The 16,728-nt window shown below is 42.7% G+C and carries 15 protein-coding genes; 14 read left to right on the top strand and 1 reads right to left on the bottom strand.

The features are described from left to right. The first annotated feature begins 181 nt into the window (after nucleotides 1-181). The 11 genes from fabB (at nucleotide 182) to HC723_RS00410 (ending at nucleotide 12,792) form a co-directional block, all read left to right on the top strand. Nucleotides 182-1,405, top strand: coding sequence for a beta-ketoacyl-ACP synthase I (gene fabB / locus HC723_RS00460; RefSeq protein WP_190337860.1), 1,224 nt, complete (start codon nucleotides 182-184; stop codon nucleotides 1,403-1,405). Nucleotides 1,406-1,676: 271 nt separating this feature from the next. After that, nucleotides 1,677-2,945 (top strand): 4-phosphoerythronate dehydrogenase, encoded by a 1,269-nt coding sequence (locus HC723_RS00455; RefSeq protein ID WP_190337859.1) that lies wholly within the window; start codon nucleotides 1,677-1,679, stop codon nucleotides 2,943-2,945. Then, nucleotides 2,929-3,942, top strand: coding sequence for an aspartate-semialdehyde dehydrogenase (locus HC723_RS00450; RefSeq protein WP_190337858.1), 1,014 nt, complete (start codon nucleotides 2,929-2,931; stop codon nucleotides 3,940-3,942). The genes HC723_RS00455 and HC723_RS00450 overlap by 17 nt, the downstream gene beginning before the upstream one ends. A gap of 221 nt (nucleotides 3,943-4,163) precedes the next feature. Then, a complete protein-coding gene (locus HC723_RS00445; protein WP_190337857.1) occupies nucleotides 4,164-5,795 on the top strand; it encodes a FimV/HubP family polar landmark protein in 1,632 nt (543 codons plus the stop codon). A 116-nt stretch (nucleotides 5,796-5,911) separates the two neighbouring features. Then, nucleotides 5,912-6,700 carry a tRNA pseudouridine(38-40) synthase TruA gene (truA, locus tag HC723_RS00440; protein WP_153446644.1) on the top strand — a complete coding sequence of 263 codons (789 nt, stop codon included), beginning with the start codon at nucleotides 5,912-5,914 and terminating at the stop codon, nucleotides 6,698-6,700. Nucleotides 6,701-6,919: 219 nt separating this feature from the next. Further along, nucleotides 6,920-7,834, top strand: a complete 915-nt coding sequence (gene accD, locus HC723_RS00435; RefSeq protein WP_153446646.1) for an acetyl-CoA carboxylase, carboxyltransferase subunit beta — start codon at nucleotides 6,920-6,922, stop codon at nucleotides 7,832-7,834. 82 nt (nucleotides 7,835-7,916) lie between these two features. Then, nucleotides 7,917-9,221 carry a bifunctional tetrahydrofolate synthase/dihydrofolate synthase gene (folC, locus tag HC723_RS00430; protein ID WP_190337856.1) on the top strand — a complete coding sequence of 435 codons (1,305 nt, stop codon included), beginning with the start codon at nucleotides 7,917-7,919 and terminating at the stop codon, nucleotides 9,219-9,221. Further along, nucleotides 9,211-9,813 carry an SPOR domain-containing protein gene (locus tag HC723_RS00425; protein WP_190337855.1) on the top strand — a complete coding sequence of 201 codons (603 nt, stop codon included), beginning with the start codon at nucleotides 9,211-9,213 and terminating at the stop codon, nucleotides 9,811-9,813. The genes folC and HC723_RS00425 overlap by 11 nt, the downstream gene beginning before the upstream one ends. A 62-nt stretch (nucleotides 9,814-9,875) precedes the next feature. Beyond that, on the top strand, nucleotides 9,876-10,373 hold the full coding sequence (locus HC723_RS00420) for a CvpA family protein (RefSeq protein WP_190337854.1): 498 nt from the start codon (nucleotides 9,876-9,878) through the stop codon (nucleotides 10,371-10,373). A 42-nt stretch (nucleotides 10,374-10,415) separates the two neighbouring features. Continuing rightward, nucleotides 10,416-11,930 carry an amidophosphoribosyltransferase gene (purF, locus tag HC723_RS00415; RefSeq protein ID WP_153446653.1) on the top strand — a complete coding sequence of 505 codons (1,515 nt, stop codon included), beginning with the start codon at nucleotides 10,416-10,418 and terminating at the stop codon, nucleotides 11,928-11,930. Nucleotides 11,931-12,069: 139 nt separating this feature from the next. Then, a complete protein-coding gene (locus HC723_RS00410; RefSeq protein WP_225874289.1) occupies nucleotides 12,070-12,792 on the top strand; it encodes an START domain-containing protein in 723 nt (240 codons plus the stop codon). A 43-nt stretch (nucleotides 12,793-12,835) separates the two neighbouring features. Here the strand turns inward: HC723_RS00410 and HC723_RS00405 are convergent, their stop codons facing one another. Continuing rightward, a complete protein-coding gene (locus HC723_RS00405; protein ID WP_153446655.1) occupies nucleotides 12,836-13,711 on the bottom strand; it encodes a LysR family transcriptional regulator in 876 nt (291 codons plus the stop codon). 425 nt (nucleotides 13,712-14,136) lie between these two features. On the opposite strand from HC723_RS00405, the gene HC723_RS00400 reads away from it, so the two are divergent. The 3 genes from HC723_RS00400 to apt all read left to right on the top strand — a co-directional run bounded on the left by HC723_RS00400 (nucleotide 14,137) and on the right by apt (nucleotide 16,683). Then, nucleotides 14,137-15,252, top strand: a complete 1,116-nt coding sequence (locus HC723_RS00400; protein WP_153448135.1) for a response regulator — start codon at nucleotides 14,137-14,139, stop codon at nucleotides 15,250-15,252. A gap of 406 nt (nucleotides 15,253-15,658) precedes the next feature. Continuing rightward, entirely contained in the window at nucleotides 15,659-16,066 is a 408-nt protein-coding gene (locus tag HC723_RS00395; protein WP_407701696.1) for a YbaN family protein, read from the top strand. Between the two features lie 71 nt (nucleotides 16,067-16,137). Further along, entirely contained in the window at nucleotides 16,138-16,683 is a 546-nt protein-coding gene (gene apt, locus HC723_RS00390; RefSeq protein ID WP_190337853.1) for an adenine phosphoribosyltransferase, read from the top strand. Nucleotides 16,684-16,728: the final 45 nt, after the last annotated feature.

The following is a 16,728-nucleotide window of genomic DNA, read 5'->3' as shown; positions in this document are numbered from 1 at the left end:
TTTTGGGTCGATTTAGGGCTATTATATACCCATTACGCGACCTTTATTGATCGAGAAGCGCCTGTATTGCCAATTTTAATGATGAAATAGCAATACAAAAGGGAAAAATTAGGAAAGCTGACCACTTATTAAGAGTAAGTCAGTTATCATTTACACGATTTTTGAATTATAGGAATGTCACATGAAACGAGCCGTCATCACTGGTCTAGGCATTGTATCTAGTATTGGTAATAACGTAGAAGAAGTATTAGCGTCTTTAAAAACAGGTAAATCTGGCATTAGTGCTTCAGAGCAATTTAAAGAAGCCGGTCTTCGTTCTCATGTTTGGGGTGAGCTAAAAATCACACCAAGCGATTTTATCGACCGTAAACAAATGCGCTTTATGGGCGATACTGCTTCTTATGCATTCCTTGCAATGCAACAAGCAGTGGAAGATTCTCAGTTACCTGAAGACCAAGTATCAAATGATCGTACCGGTCTTGTTGCTGGCTCTGGTGGTATTTCTTCACAAAACCAAGTGATCTCAGTGGATACTATCCGTGAGAAAGGCGTAAAGCGCGTGGGTCCTTACATGGTTCCTCGTACTATGGCGTCAACGGTTTCAGCTTGTCTTGCCACGCCATTTAAAATTCGTGGCGTTAACTACACCATGAGTTCAGCTTGTGCGACTTCAGCACACTGTATCGGTCACGCATTAGAGCTTATCCAACTTGGCAAACAAGATGTGGTATTTGCGGGTGGTGGTGAAGAGCTTCACTGGTCTTCTGCCATGATGTTTGATGCGATGGGTGCATTATCAACTAAGTTTAATGATCAGCCTGAAAAAGCTTCTCGTACTTATGATGCAAACCGTGATGGTTTTGTTATCTCTGGTGGCGGCGGTATGGTTGTGGTTGAAGAACTGGAACATGCTCTTGCTCGTGGCGCAAAAATTTACGGCGAAATCGTAGGTTACGGCGCAACATCAGACGGCTACGATATGGTCGCTCCTTCTGGTGAAGGCGCGGTTCGTTGCATGAAGATGGCAATGGAAAATGTCGAGTCTATCGATTACGTTAACACCCACGGTACTTCTACTCCGGTTGGTGATGTAAAAGAGCTTGGCGCGATCCAAGAAGTATTTGGTAAAGACAGCGGCGGCAAATGCCCTGCGATTTCAGCCACCAAAGCCATGACAGGTCACGCACTTGGCGCGGCGGGTGTACATGAAGCGATTTACTCAACGCTGATGCTACAACATAGCTTTATTGCCCCAAGTATTAACGTCGAAACGCTTGATCCTGCCGCAGAAGGTTTAGATATTGTGACAGAACCTCGCGAGCAAGAACTCAACACGGTTATGTCTAATAGCTTTGGTTTTGGTGGCACAAACGCCACACTTGTTATCAAGAAATACCAAGCGTAATATCCTTAGCCAATAAACGGCTTAGTGTATTGATAAATCCTCGGCTTAGGCTGGGGATTTTTTGTATTATAAGCCATCTAATTACTTTGATTGGTCGAATATTAATTCAGTCCAGTATCGTTCCATCCATATTGTTGACGTAGAAAAGTGTCAAAAGAACAGGGAGGTTCTTTTCCAAGTGTCCATGGAGGGTTTAAACGGCTTTTTGGAATTAACAATTTTGGATGAGAACTTAATCAAATTGTATAATCATCCAGTGTGAGAGTCTGTAATGAAAATAGTCATCGATGAAAACATGCCGTATGCCGAAGCAGTATTTAGTCAACTTGGTGAAGTGAAGATGCTGCCGGGGCGAACGATGACAGCCGATGATTTGGTGGATGTTGATGCGCTAATGATCCGTTCGGTTACCAAGGTCAATGCCCAATTATTGAGTAAAGCCAATAAACTGAAATTTGTCGGTACTGCGACCGCAGGGCAAGATCATGTCGATAAAGCACTGCTGGCCCAAAAAGGGATTTATTTCACCTCTGCACCCGGTTGCAATAAAGTTGGGGTAACAGAATATGTGTTTAGCGTATTGATGGTCTTGGCGCAGCAACATGGTTTTTGTGTGTTTGATAAAACCATAGGCATTGTTGGCGCAGGGCAGGTAGGTTCTTATTTAGCTCAATGTATGACTGGGCTGGGCTTTAAGGTGTTACTAAACGATCCGCCTAAGCAGCAACAATTTAAGCAGCAACAAAATAAGCAATCACACGCCGAGCAACAGCAAGCTGACAGCCGAGAGTTTGTTGAATTAGACAAGTTATTAGAGCAAGCCGATGTTGTCTGTCTGCATACCCCGATCACTAAAGATGGCGATCACCCCACTCACCATTTAATCGATGCTAAGCGCCTTAATGCATTGCGTGCAGATCAAATCTTGATCAACGCAGCGCGTGGACCCGTGGTCGACAATCAAGCGTTAAAAGCACGTTTACAGCAACAAGATGGCTTTATTGCAGTATTGGATGTGTTTGAATTTGAGCCGCAAGTGGATTTGGAATTATTGCCGTTATTGGCCTTTGCGACGCCGCATATTGCAGGCTACGGATTAGAAGGTAAAGCGCGTGGCACCACTATGATCTTTAATGCCTATTGTGAGTTTCTTAACTTGCCAAATCGCGCCAATGCTAGTGAATTATTACCCGTTGCGCCAATCCCACAAGTTCAGTTATCAACAGGTTGGAGTGAAGATCGCGAGAAAACACAAGCATTACTGCACAATTTGACTCAGTTGATTTATGATGTGCGCCACGATGATGCGGTTTTTCGCCGAGAAATGTCACGATTAGATGGAAAAGCACAAGCACAGGCCTTTGATCGCTTGCGCAAACAATACTGGGATCGCCGAGAATACAGTGCGATTCGCTTGGTTTGTATTGATAAAGCCGTTCCGACATCGACAACTGTGACAGCATCGACAGCGGCGATAGATCTTACGCCATTTGCATCTTTAGGTTTTAACATTGAGGTTTTACATGAGTCAAAAATTTAACATTGCTATTTTCGGTGCTACTGGCGCAGTTGGTGAAGCTATTCTTGAAGTATTAAAAGAACGTGATTTTCCAATTGCGGAACTGTTTTTACTCGCAACAGAAGAGAGTGAAGGTAAAAGCTACCGTTATGATGGTAAAACAGCCCATGTGAACAGTGTAGAAGATTTTGATTGGTCACAAGTACAAATTGCCTTTTTTGCTAACGATGCAGAACAAGCTGAGAAATGGGCACCTATTGCCAGTGACGAAGGAGTGATCGTGATCGATAGCTCACCGAAGTATCGCTACGACTACGATGTACCTCTTGTGGTACCAGATGTGAACCCAGAAGCGATTGCTGAATTTCGTAACCGTAACATTATTGCGAGCCCAAACAGTGCCAGCATTCAAATGGCGGTAGCACTAAAGCCGATCCAAGATGCGGTAGGTATTGAGCGCATTAACGTCTCGACTTACCAATCTGTATCGGAAGCGGGTAAACAAGGCATTGATGAACTAGCAGGTCAGACAGCAAAATTATTAAACGGCTTACCTGCAGAAAATGATAAATTTGCTCAACAGATCGCGTTTAACTGTATTCCGCAAGTGGATATGATCACGGAAAATGGTTATAGCGCAGAGGAAATGAGAATCGTGTGGGAAACGCAGAAAATTTTCCATGACGCTTCGATTCAAATTAACCCAACCTGTGTTTATGTACCCGTATTTTACGGCCATGCAGAGTCATTGCATGTGGAAACCCAAACCCCGATTGATGCCGAGCAAGTAATGGAGCTCTTCGAGCAAAACACCAGTATTTCGCTATTCCGTGGCCTTGATTACCCAACTCAAGTGCGTGATGGTGGCGGTAAAGATGAAGTGATGATTGGACGTGTTCGTAACGACATTAGCCATCATAGCGGAATTAACATGTGGGTCGTGGCCGATAACGTGCGTAAAGGTGCTGCCACCAATACGGTACAAATCGCAGAAGTCTTGATCCGCGATTACTTGTAAATAGAATTTATTTGGTAAAATCAGACCCTGAACTTGAGTGTAACGGCTTCAAGCTCAGGGTTTTTTATTGGATGCAGTTCTAAAATAAGCTTGAAATTTAACCGTATTGCTACAAAACCTTTGTTTCATCGTGTTTTTTGTCATGATCACTACCCAATAGCCGGATTATTCCTATATATTGAAGAAGTATTGTTTAAATCGATTAATGAACTGAGTTTTTTATGCGCCGAACCATGAAGCATATTGTCACCCCTTTGGCTTTGCTTTTTTTTCTTCAAATACCGACTGCTTGTGCCGATGATTCGGTTGAACTCGCCACGCCTGTATTATCGACCACTCAAATTTCATCAGCCTCTGCGGCGATCCAAGCTGAACAAATATCAACCGATCAGATGCAAACTTATGGGCCAACCGCTGAAAATGAAACCTTATGGTCGATCGCTAAACATTATCAATTAAGCGAAAAAGTCAGTCTCTATCAATCTCTGCTGGCGATTTACCACCTGAACCCGAAAGCATTTGAAGATCACAATATTCATGGGTTGATCTCTGGCAGCACGTTATTAATGCCAAGCTTAGCGCAAGTCCAATCGGAATCAACCCAAGATGCAAGGCAAATAATGGCGCAGGATGCCAAACGCCCGATCCCATCTCAGGTCGATGAGAATATTGCTCCGCCACCGCCATTTAACGCCGAAGATGATTTACCTAAGGTCCATATTACTTCCGTTGGCGATAGTGATAACCAGCAACTCACCGCGACGAAAGTACAAATTGAAGGCGCGAATGTTGGAGAAGAAAGCGATAACGATGTAAATCTGCCTAGCACCTCTCAAGTGGATTTATTAGCTCAACGTTTAAATACAGAGCTGGGAAATATTCAAACTCAATTAGATAAATTACAGACACAACTGAGCGATGAAGAACGTACTCGGGAGCAAGTTCAACCAACTCCTGTGAGTCCACAAGGCTTATTGCCAACCTTGATGTCGTTGTTAAATCAATATCCAATGTTATGGCTTTTAGTGATTGTGCCGCTTGCATTGATCCTACTGTTATTTCGCGTAATTACAGGAAATAAGGCGAATACTGAAGGGACACAAACCATTGAACCTCAAGCGCAAAAGGCCCCAATATTTGACTCGGAATCGATAACAGCAGACATACTTCCTATAGAGCCAGAGCCAGAGCCAGAGCCAGAGCCAGAGCCAGAGCCAGAGCCAGAGCCAGAGCCAGAGCCAGAGCCACAAGAGCCGCTGACTTTTGTCGATTCAGAATTGCCAGTGTATCAAGAGCAACAGGCGTTAGAGGATGCTGAACGTGAGCCGCAGGAATTTGATGCCGCCGCAGAAGTTAATCCGCCAACAGCGAACAAATTTGACTCGTCAGAAGACAGTGAAACCGTTGCTGAAGAAGAAAGTTTTGAACAAGTGACATTTGAAAAAGACATCGCTAAAAATGATGAGGGTAAGTTAGAGACAATTCCACCTAACAATGACACCTTGTCATCATCAAATTTCGCTCAATATATGCCAGAACCAGGACTGGAAACCAAACCGGATTTTCCGTTACAGCAAGAGCAGAAAAAAGAAGCGCCGAATTTTGTTGATGATAGCGATGAAGAGGTCGATCTCGATGTGGGTTTAGGCGAGTTTCCTGATGTATTAGGCGATGTCAAAATGTGCAATGTCGATGATAATTATGAAATAAATGGCAAGCTTGATTTAGCCAAAGCTTTTATCGAAATAGACGATTACCCGACGGCGAAAAAATTATTAAACGCGGTAATGAAAAGTGATGAACTTGCCCTAAAAGCAGAAGCCGAAAAACTGTTGGCGAGAATTAAGTCTTAATCATTATGCTAAAGGTTATCAATTAAAATCAAGGTGGCGATGGTGCCACCTTTTTCTTTGGGGCAATTCCCTATATACTTTGCGCCCAGTTTTAAGTTTAAAAGAGTCGAATAAAGATGCGAATTGCCTTAGGTATTGAATATGATGGTAGCCAAGTATGTGGTTGGCAAAGACAAAATGATGTCCCTAGTGTGCAAGAGTATCTTGAAAAAGCCCTAACCGTTATTGCTAATCACCCAGTCGCGGTGCAATGTGCCGGTCGTACCGATACTGGCGTACATGGTACTGGGCAAGTAGTACATTTTGATACCACTTCAGTGCGTAAGCTGGTGGCATGGACTATGGGGGGAAATACTCACTTACCGAGCTTTGTTACCATCCGTTGGGCAAAAGAAGTACCTGAAGAGTTTCACGCTCGCTTTAGTGCCACCGCGCGTCGTTACCGCTATATCATCTGCAATAGTCAATTTCGCCCTGCGATCATGGCATCAGGTGTCAGCCATTATCATCAAACGATTGATGTTGAAAAAATGCAACAAGCAGCCAATTACTTATTAGGCGAGCATGATTTCACTTCTTTTCGTGCCAGTCATTGCCAAGCCGCCACACCGTGCCGTGAGATTAAGCATCTAGACATAACCCGTATTGGCGACTTTATTGTAGTAGACATTAAAGCTAATGCCTTTTTGCACCATATGGTGCGTAATATTGTTGGCAGTTTGCTGAAAGTGGCTTGTGATGAAAAAGAACCGCAATGGATTGAATGGCTGTTAGTACAAAAAGACCGAGCTTTAGCCGGAGTGACCGCTAAACCCGGGGGCTTATATTTAGTCGATGTGGATTATCCAGCGCAATTTGAGTTGCCTGTTATGCCTATGGGGCCGATTTTTTTACCATTAGATTGATTTTTAACCGCATATCTATAATGTTTGGTTGGATTTTGATTACATTGTTATTACACTAGAACAATATTGATTTTAAATGGTTAGATTGTGACCTAGTAAAAATAGGTACAACCAGTTTTTTATCTACACTGCGAGTATTATGTGTTTTAATCTCCTCGCATTTTTCTCATATTCCCATCTTTCGCAATACAGCGAGGGATCTAGCTAAAAGGTCTTCTAATGAGTTGGCTTGAAAAAATATTTACTACGACAAATCTTGTTAGTTCACGTAAAGCGTCTATTCCTGAAGGAATTTGGACCAAATGTACTTCATGTGAGCAAGTGTTATACCAAGCTGAATTAGAGCGTAATCTAGAAGTATGTCCAAAATGTGACCATCACATGAGAATGTCTGGTCGTCGTCGTTTGGAGACATTTCTTGATGCTGGTACTCAAGTTGAACTTGGTCAAGAATTTGAACCAAAAGATAAATTAAAGTTTAAAGATTCTAAGCGATACAAAGACCGCATTTCGGCTGCGCAAAAATCAAGTGGCGAAACGGATGCCATGATTGCGATGAAAGGTGAACTACTGGGTATGCCTATTGTCGCTTGTGCCTCTGAGTTCGCATTTATGGGCGGTTCAATGGGCTCTGTGGTTGGCGCACGTTTTGTCCGCGCGATTGATGAAGCGATTGCTAATAACTGTGGTTTTGTGTGTTTTGCTGCCAGTGGTGGTGCCCGTATGCAAGAGGCACTGATGTCTCTAATGCAAATGGCGAAAACCAGTGCCGCGCTTGAACGTTTATCACAAAAGGGCTTGCCGTTTATTTCGGTCATGACTGACCCAACCTTTGGTGGTGTGACAGCCAGTTTTGCTATGTTAGGCGATATTAATGTTGGCGAACCTAAAGCCATTATTGGTTTTGCTGGTCGTCGCGTGATTGAGCAAACCGTTCGTGAGAACTTGCCAGAAGGTTTCCAAACCAGCGAATTCTTACTTGAGCATGGCGCAATCGATATGATTGTTGACCGTCGTGAAATGCGTCAACGTATTGGTGGTTTAGTCGCAAAATTGACTAACTATCAATCACCACTCGTGGTTTCTGTTGATTCTGCTCCTGAATATGAAGTACCGGTTGCTGATAAAAAGTAATGCGGTTTGATCGGACTGCCAAAGCGACTCTTATGATTTGGCAGTCATTGAATGATGACTTCTTATGTGAGTTTGACCATCGATGAGTAAACACCTTCCCCCCAAAGCCACATCACCTCTGTCGATGTGGCTTTGCTATTTAGAAAGCATACACACTAGTGCTATCGACCTCGGCCTTGAACGAGTGTCTAAAGTGGCTGTATCTGCTAATTTAACCAAACCTGCGTCAACGGTGATCACTGTTGCAGGAACCAATGGCAAAGGCTCTACCTGTGCGCTAATGGAAGCGATTTTGCTTGATGCTGGTTATAACGTTGGCGTTTACAGTTCTCCGCATTTAATCGAATACAATGAGCGGGTGCGCATTAATGGCCAAAATGCCAGTGATGAGCAGCATACTCAAGCTTTTGATTTTATCGAACAAGCCCGCCTACAAACCAGCCTTAGCGTATTTGAATTTGGCACGCTAGCAGCATTGCGAATATTCCAACAGCAACAAGTCGATGTGGTGTTACTTGAAGTTGGTTTAGGCGGACGTTTAGATGCCACCAACGTAGTTGATCATGATGTATCAATCATTACCAGTTTAGCGATTGATCATGTTGATTGGCTTGGCGATGATATTAATGTGATCGGTTATGAAAAAGCGGGTATTTTCCGCAGTGGCAAACCCGCTATTTGTGGACAACCACAAGCACCTGCCACGGTTGCCGCACATGCCGATGATATTGGGGCTCAATTGCATCAAGTAGGCTATCAGTTTAATTATCAACGAGACAGTAACAATAGCGCTCGTTGGCATTGGAATTGTGGCGCATTCGATTTGTCTGATTTACCGGTCCCAAGCTTGCCGCTTGCCAATGCTGCAACCGCATTAATGGCGTTGAGTACTTCAGGGCTGGACATTACAGATGTTAATATTGTGAAGGGCTTGGAAAAAGCGCAACTGGCAGGGAGAATGCAAATATTAAGCTCTCAGCCTACAATTTTATTAGATGTAGCGCATAATCCCCATTCTGCTCAATATTTAGTACAGCAATTGCAGCTCAATTATTTAACCGATGCAAATCCTGAACGAAAAATTCATGCGGTAGTCGGTATGTTACATGACAAAGATATTAATGCGACCTTGCAACAGTTAATGCCGGTGGTCGATTATTGGTACCCTGCATCACTACAAGGGCCTAGAGCCGCAAGTGCACAACAATTATGTCTTTCATTGCCAGAGGACGTGATCCAATATGCCACACCAATTGAAGCGTTTAACTATGCTCAAGAGCAACTCAAGGCGGAAGATGTATTGCTTGTGGTCGGTTCTTTCCATACTGTAGGGGAAGTGCTAAGCCATTGGCAAAGTGATAATAAAAGGAGTCTACATGGCGAGTAAGTTTCAAAGCCGCTTAATTGGCACTGTGATTTTAGTGGTGATTGGTGTGATCGTTTTACCCGACATTTTTGATGGTCAAAAAGAACATTACAAAGAAGAGTTTGCCGCGATACCAATCAAACCGACCGATAATGCTTCTCAAGCACAAGAAAATGTTGAAGATATTAAAGATCCTGTTGATCTCGATGTTACGCTACCTGAAGAGCCAGTCAGCGCGGTTACTGTTACTAGTCAACCCGCTAAAGTGACGAAGAAAAAAGCCGTGAAAGCAAAACCCGCCATCAAAGAAGCGGTCGCAAAGTCTGATCAAGTCGCGGTCGAATCAAAACCGGTACGCGAAGTGAACCATTACAGTGATAGTGCTTGGATTATTCAATTAGTGGCGGTAAGAAACCAAGATAATGCTAAAAAATTGGTCGCGGATTTGAAGAAAAGAGGCTACCAAGCCCACTTAAAACCAGACAGTGGACTGTATCGTGTGATCGTTGGGCCTGATATTTCGAAAGATAAATTAGAGAAACAAGTAGCTGAGTTACAAAAAATTACCGGATTAAAAGGCCAATTACAGACATTTAAGCCACTTAATCCATAAAGAAAACGTTTGCGTGGCGCATTTTTCTGTTAAAATGCGCGCCAACTTAAGATGTAGATTTTATGATTTGGATAGATTTTGTCATTTTAGGGGTGATCGGCTTTTCGGCATTGATCAGTCTAGTTCGTGGTTTTGTTAAAGAAGCACTGTCTTTGGTAATTTGGTGTGGTGCATTTTATATTGCCAGCCATTATTATCTTAAATTAGCCGCTTATTTTACCAATATTGATAATGAAATGGTTCGCAATGGAGCAGCACTCGCCGCTTTATTTGTCGCCACATTAGTGGTTGGGGCCATTGTCAATTATGTGATTGCTCAACTAGTCAACAAAACGGGTTTGTCAGGTACTGACCGAGTGATCGGGGTGGTATTTGGTGCATTACGTGGCGTTCTAATCATTGCCGTTGTGTTGTTCTTTATGGATGCCTTTACAGCATTTCCAAGTTCAGGTTGGTGGAAAGATTCGCAGCTTATCCCGCAATTTAGCCGGATAATCGCGCCGTTTTTCGACCATATAAAACAAACATCAAGCTTTTTGTCTGGCGCGCCGTCTCTGTAATTTACAGAGTGCGTCAGTGCTTTGCCAACCGAGGGTTAAGACATGTGTGGTATTGTTGGAATCGTAGGTATAACGCCTGTTAATCAATCGATTTATGATGCATTAACGGTGTTACAACATCGTGGCCAAGATGCCGCGGGTATTATTACCATAGATAGCAATCGTTTCCGTCTGCGAAAAGCCAATGGATTGGTGAAAGATGTATTCGAAGTGAAGCATATGCAACGCTTGCAAGGCACAGTTGGTGTCGGCCATGTTCGCTACCCAACCGCAGGCAGTTCAAGTGCCTCTGAAGCTCAGCCTTTTTATGTTAACTCGCCTTACGGCATTACTCTGGCGCACAATGGCAACTTAACCAATGCGAACGATATTCGTCAGTGGTTATTTGAGCAAGGTCGCCGCCACGTTAACACCACTTCCGACTCTGAAGTATTATTAAACATCTTAGCGCAAGAAATTGATCTCGCAGAAAGCTACCCGCTGACGCCAACCGATGTTTTTAATGCAATTAAGAAAGTGCATCAAACCGTGAAGGGTGCTTACGCGGTTTCTGCCATGATCATTGGCCACGGCATGGTGGCATTCCGTGACCCAAATGGTATTCGTCCTTTATGCTTAGGCAAGCGTATGGTCGGAGAACGTGCCGAATACATGGTGGCATCAGAATCAGTGGCACTTGATGCGGTTGGCTTTGATTTTGTGCGTGATGTCGCGCCAGGTGAGGCCATTTATGCCACTTTTGATGGTGAGCTTTTTACTGAACAATGCGCCGAGAATCCAAAGCTGAATCCATGTATCTTTGAGTTCGTTTATTTTGCTCGCCCAGATTCATTTATTGATAAAATTTCGGTGTACAGTGCTCGCCTTGAAATGGGCAGAAAGCTTGGCGAAAAAATCAAACGTGAGTGGGATGATCTTGATATTGATGTAGTGATCCCAATCCCTGAAACCTCGTGTGATATCGCACTTGAAATTGCTCAACTGATTGATAAACCATACCGCCAAGGCTTTGTGAAAAACCGTTATGTTGGTCGTACCTTTATCATGCCGGGTCAGCAACAACGTAAGAAATCTGTGCGTCGTAAACTCAATGCCATTCGCTCTGAGTTTAAAGGAAAAAATGTGCTATTAGTCGATGATTCGATTGTTCGTGGTACTACCTCTGAGCAGATCATTGAAATGGCACGCGACTCTGGTGCTAATAAAGTCTACATGGTCTCAGCAGCGCCAGAAGTTCGCTTCCCGAATGTGTACGGTATTGATATGCCAAGTGCCAACGAGTTGATTGCCCATGGGCGTGAACCAGAAGAAATCAGCAAGATGATTGGCGCAGATGCCTTAATGTTCCAAAGCATTGATGACCTTATCGCGGCAGTAGGCACCGGTAATCCGTCGATCAGCACCTTTGAGACCTCGGTATTCAGTGGGCAATACGTTACTGGTGATATCGATCAAGCTTATCTTGATGTGATTGATGCAATGCGTAACGACGACGCCAAACTGGATCAAGAACAATCCGATTTAGCCAATTTAGAAATGCACAACGAAGGTGCATGATCTAATACGACCAAAACGTATTGAATAACTAAAAACCAGCATTTGACGATGCTGGTTTTTTTACGCTTACAGAGTGTGAAACAGACGCTATATTTATAACAGTAGATGGAATTGGTATGGACAAATATTAGGCAAGGGGATGGAGATCATCATTTTTCAATTTCAACGACAAAGGTGGATGCGCGTCTTTATTGGGATCTGCTGTTTGATGCTGATTAATCTATTGCCAGCGCATGCCGAGCAACAAAACACTCTCCAATCAAAACAGCAATCATGGCAACTGTATAAAGAGCAAGATGGGATCCGCATCAGCCAATTTGAACACCCAAATGGCTTAGTGGAAATTCGCGCTATTATGCAAGTGAACACCAGTTTGAGTGGTTTTTTGTATTTACTACAAGATGTCGATAATGCGCCGCAATGGTTGGATAATGTCTATCGCACCCAAGTGTTAGAGCAGATTAATAGCAAAGAAAATATTGTTTATACTCAATTTAGCGCGCCGTGGCCTGCGCAAGATAGAGACATGGTGACGTATTCTTATTTCAGTCAATTAGACCGTGAGCACTTTATATTGGTGATTGAAGATGCCACCGCTTTCCTGCCACCGCAAGAGGGTTATATTCGTATTACCGATGTCAAAGCAAAATGGCAGCTGCAAAAGTTGGCTTCGGGTAAGACCCATATCATTTATACCGCGTTTGCCGATCCGGGTGGCGCTTTACCTGATTGGTTAGTCAATGATTTGGCGCGCAAAGGGGCGATGAATACGTTTATTGCGTTGCGTCAACGATTACCACTGTACCAACAAAAACAGCACCCAGATTTATTAACTGAGATAAAAAAAGAGCCTATGCCATAGCTGGCGTAAGCTCTTTATTTGAAAATAGATTAAATAGACCGCTTTATAGCGCTTCGTGACGCGCGATAAAATCGATCAGCAAACGTACTTTTTCAGGCTGATGATTTTTATGGTTATAAAGCATATAGATATCACGAGCGTTAGCACTCCAATCGTCGAGTACGCGAACCAAACGACCTTCATGTAAATACGCTTCGATCATTACATCTGGCATTAAGCTGATCCCAAGACCAAATGAACACGCCTTGCGAACCACATTTAATTCACTGGCCTCTAAACGGCCCTTTTCATTAATGGTTACGGACTCACCACGGCTATTGTTTAGCTGCCATTTGACCAAAGGTAACCCTTTCAGCAAAGCATGATGGCGCAAATCGTCAGCATGGTTTAATTCGCCACAATCTGCCAAGTATTTAGGGCTAGCGACCAAAACATCTTTCACTTGATTAATTTTACGAGCAATCAAGCTTGAATCACGTTGTGGGCCAACACGGAAAATCACATCCCATTCGGTTGGATCAAGTTGATCGGCATGATTTGTCATCGACAATTCAATACGAATATCGGGATACTGAGCCATAAACTCATTCAGCATCGGCATGATCATGCGTTTAGCGGTGTTCATTGGGGCAGAAATGCGCAATTTACCCGATGCCCCTCGACATTCATCAGAAATACTTTCTGTGGTTTGGGCGAGGTTCTTCAGTAACGGTGAACATTCATCATAAAAGCGTTGACCGGCTTCTGTTAAAGACAATTTACGAGCATTACGATTAAGTAGGCGTAAATTTAACCCCTCTTCTAATGCTTGAATACGACGCGTGATCGTAGCAACAGGAATAGCAGTTTTGCGTGAGGTTGCAGTATAACTACCGTTCTCAACCACTAAGCGGAATAAATTTAAATCATCAAGTTTCATAGTATTGGACACTTTAGGAATACCTCATTGGTATTAGTGTAACTGAAGATTGCATTTTTGAGTTGTTTAATATCAAATTTATCACAACCAAAGTAAAAACATTGCCCTGTATTCAAGTTCAATTTGAACAACGACAAAAATATTACTACTTTATATAAGGTCAATATAGCGAATGGCGAACGGATTTTAACGCAAAACGAGATTATTACTCTAATTTTGTTAGCTAATTCTCAGTAAAATAAAGTAGATGAACAAAAATGGCTATACTGTGGTCAAATCTATCAATAACGGCATTTTAGGTGGCTTAGATTTTATGAAGCGCCAGCTTTCAACCAGCAACATAGTCTTAGTCAGTTGCACTGGTATTAATAATTGAGGGGGGCGATATGGATATCACCAGTCAATCATCGGGAGGTTTTTCAAGTATGCATAAAAGTAGCATGACAATACCACAAGTTGATTCGGCAGTTAATCGCGATATGCAATCTATTATGCTAGTCGATGATGACCCTATTTTTAGAACTATGATGGCGACGTTTTTATCGACCAAAAACTATCAGGTTGTTGAAGCAAGCAATGGTTTAGAGGCGTTACAATTACTGCGAGATCATGTGCCCGATCTTATTGTGTGTGATCTTGATATGCCGATCATGAGTGGGATTGAGTTAGTTGAAGAAGTCAGTTGGCAATTTCCTATGCTGCCAATGATTGTGGTCTCGGCGACCGAAGACATGCGAGATGTGGCGAAAGTATTACGTTTTGGGATCAAAGATTTTCTCACTAAACCGATTTCTCAGCTGCAAAACTTTGCCTCTGCTATCCACACCAGTCTCGAAGAGTCGAAAACCAACCCTTCATTTTCAAGAGATTTTTCAAGCCAATGGTTCAATATTAATGAATCGGGCGATATGCCAGAAGAAAAAGAACTGTATTGGCATTTGAATCACTTGAAAGAACATGATGTTACCGCAAGAGATTTGCTACAGGCATTACAACCACCACGCGATACTCAGCAAGGGCGCTGGCGTTGCAGTTACCATATTCTACAACCTGCCGAAGCTATGCCTTTGGTGTTTGATTATTCATGGTTGATGGAAGGGCGCTTTGCCTTCTATTTGGTTGATGCTGCTTCTGGTGAAGATAATGGCGTTGCTACATCCTTGTTGATCCGAGCATTATTCAATGACTTTATTCGCACCCGTAAACAAAGCCATTCAGATTTAAAAGATTTAGCAGAGCTGTTAGAAAAAGGCATCAGTTGTACCGATTGCGCTGAACCGATTAAGGCATTATTTGGTATTGCCGATATGGTGGATGGTAGTTTGTCTATCTTGCCCGCAGGGTTAGAGAGTCATTGGTATGTGGCTGACGATGCCACCGGAAAAAATCAAGCCATTGAAACTGGGATTGAATTAGGCAAAGGCTGCGTCAAAAATTTTGTTACCAGTGATTTGCCCATGCGACGTGGTGGTGATCTAGTCTTGAGTGATTTAGGTTTTAGAAGCTTTAAGTTAACCATTAAAAATTTAACCTGTGACTAACACTTCGATTACATGAGGTCGACCACAGATTTATAATAACCATAATTTCTCTCGGTATTTACATTCAAGCACTTCTTTTATACTGATGCTTTAATCAAGGAGGATTTACTGTGTCAGATACCGATCATCAAGAACCATTTAATGCCTTTTATTTACTAGGCATTTTCGCCGCGTTACTTTTACCCACTCTCCCAGCAACATTGGCTTGGATACAATTGCTTAACCTTTAATGTCATTGAGTAATGACTTAGCAACATAAGTTAAGTTAGACTGTTCACCTTCCGGTTTTTTGTTATAACTAAGCAAAACGGAAGGTGAACCGCTCTGCCAATAGCTTGTTTATTTACGCTTGTTTTTGTGTGAGCACTCGTCTTATACCCAAGTAACTTGAGTATATAACACAAGGATACTGATCATAATTCGTAAAATACTCCTTAATGTTGTTGGCGGTCTAGCGCTATTTTTAGGTGTATTAGGTATCTTCTTACCTTTACTACCGACAACGCCATTTTTATTATTAGCCAGCGCTTGTTTTATGCGAAGCAATGATAAATTTCACGCTTGGATCCACAACCATCCTCATCTTGGGCCAATCATAAACAATTGGCAGCAACACGGCGCTGTGGCCCCACAAGTCAAAAAGCGCGGCTATGTTTTACTATCTTTTAGCTTTTTGTTTTCTTTCATTATGATGCCGCATTGGTGGATGAAAGCAGGTTTAGTCGCAGGGTTTTGTGTGCTGTTTTTTTGTTTTTCACGTATGCCTGTTTACGACCCTCAAACCGTTAATATTGAAGCCGAAGAAAATCCTTAATTAAATGATTACTGTCAGTGGGTGAAATGGTAAAATCAGCCATCTCGCTTTCAACGATTAAGAATTTTATTATGACGACTGACACTTTAGCATTGATTAAAAACAGCATTAAAACTATCCCAGACTACCCAAAAGCTGGGATTTTATTCCGCGATGTCACCAGTTTGATGGAAGAGCCGAAAGCTTATCAAGCCACTATTCGGTTGTTAGTTGAAAAATATCAATCTATGGGGTTCACTAAAGTAGTTGGTACTGAAGCTCGTGGTTTTCTATTTGGTGCGCCATTGGCTTTAGAATTAGGTCTAGGTTTTATTCCTGTTCGTAAACCGGGGAAATTACCGCGTGAAACCGTCTCTCAGTCATACCAGTTAGAATATGGCACCGATACTTTAGAGATTCATACCGATGCGATTCAAGCCGGAGATAAAGTATTAGTGGTTGATGATCTTCTTGCTACTGGCGGCACCATTGAAGCGACAGTAAAGCTTATTCGTCAATTAGGCGGTGAAGTCGAGCATGCGGCGTTTGTGATTAACCTGCCTGAAATCGGTGGCGAAGCGAAATTAAAATCACTCGGTTTAACGGTGTACAGTATTTGTGAATTTGCTGGACACTAAGCTATATCTGCCTTCATCTTTCTATGGGGTTTTTAATACCTATGG

This window comes from Vibrio sp. S11_S32 (genome assembly GCF_014694465.1).
Lineage (GTDB): Bacteria > Pseudomonadota > Gammaproteobacteria > Enterobacterales > Vibrionaceae > Vibrio > Vibrio algicola.
This window is presented reverse-complemented; position numbering and strand designations above follow the sequence as displayed.

What these genes read in the sequence shown, in the direction of transcription:
- HC723_RS00420 (WP_190337854.1), top strand. Translation starts at nt 9,876, where the DNA reads ATGATTTGGATAGATTTTGTCATTTTAGGGGTGATCGGCTTTTCGGCA.
- HC723_RS00405 (WP_153446655.1), bottom strand. Translation starts at nt 13,711, where the DNA reads ATGAAACTTGATGATTTAAATTTATTCCGCTTAGTGGTTGAGAACGGT.
- apt (WP_190337853.1), top strand. Translation starts at nt 16,138, where the DNA reads ATGACGACTGACACTTTAGCATTGATTAAAAACAGCATTAAAACTATC.
- accD (WP_153446646.1), top strand. Translation starts at nt 6,920, where the DNA reads ATGAGTTGGCTTGAAAAAATATTTACTACGACAAATCTTGTTAGTTCA.
- folC (WP_190337856.1), top strand. Translation starts at nt 7,917, where the DNA reads ATGAGTAAACACCTTCCCCCCAAAGCCACATCACCTCTGTCGATGTGG.
- HC723_RS00400 (WP_153448135.1), top strand. Translation starts at nt 14,137, where the DNA reads ATGCATAAAAGTAGCATGACAATACCACAAGTTGATTCGGCAGTTAAT.
- HC723_RS00450 (WP_190337858.1), top strand. Translation starts at nt 2,929, where the DNA reads ATGAGTCAAAAATTTAACATTGCTATTTTCGGTGCTACTGGCGCAGTT.
- HC723_RS00410 (WP_225874289.1), top strand. Translation starts at nt 12,070, where the DNA reads ATGGAGATCATCATTTTTCAATTTCAACGACAAAGGTGGATGCGCGTC.
- HC723_RS00425 (WP_190337855.1), top strand. Translation starts at nt 9,211, where the DNA reads ATGGCGAGTAAGTTTCAAAGCCGCTTAATTGGCACTGTGATTTTAGTG.
- HC723_RS00445 (WP_190337857.1), top strand. Translation starts at nt 4,164, where the DNA reads ATGCGCCGAACCATGAAGCATATTGTCACCCCTTTGGCTTTGCTTTTT.
- truA (WP_153446644.1), top strand. Translation starts at nt 5,912, where the DNA reads ATGCGAATTGCCTTAGGTATTGAATATGATGGTAGCCAAGTATGTGGT.
- purF (WP_153446653.1), top strand. Translation starts at nt 10,416, where the DNA reads ATGTGTGGTATTGTTGGAATCGTAGGTATAACGCCTGTTAATCAATCG.
- HC723_RS00455 (WP_190337859.1), top strand. Translation starts at nt 1,677, where the DNA reads ATGAAAATAGTCATCGATGAAAACATGCCGTATGCCGAAGCAGTATTT.
- fabB (WP_190337860.1), top strand. Translation starts at nt 182, where the DNA reads ATGAAACGAGCCGTCATCACTGGTCTAGGCATTGTATCTAGTATTGGT.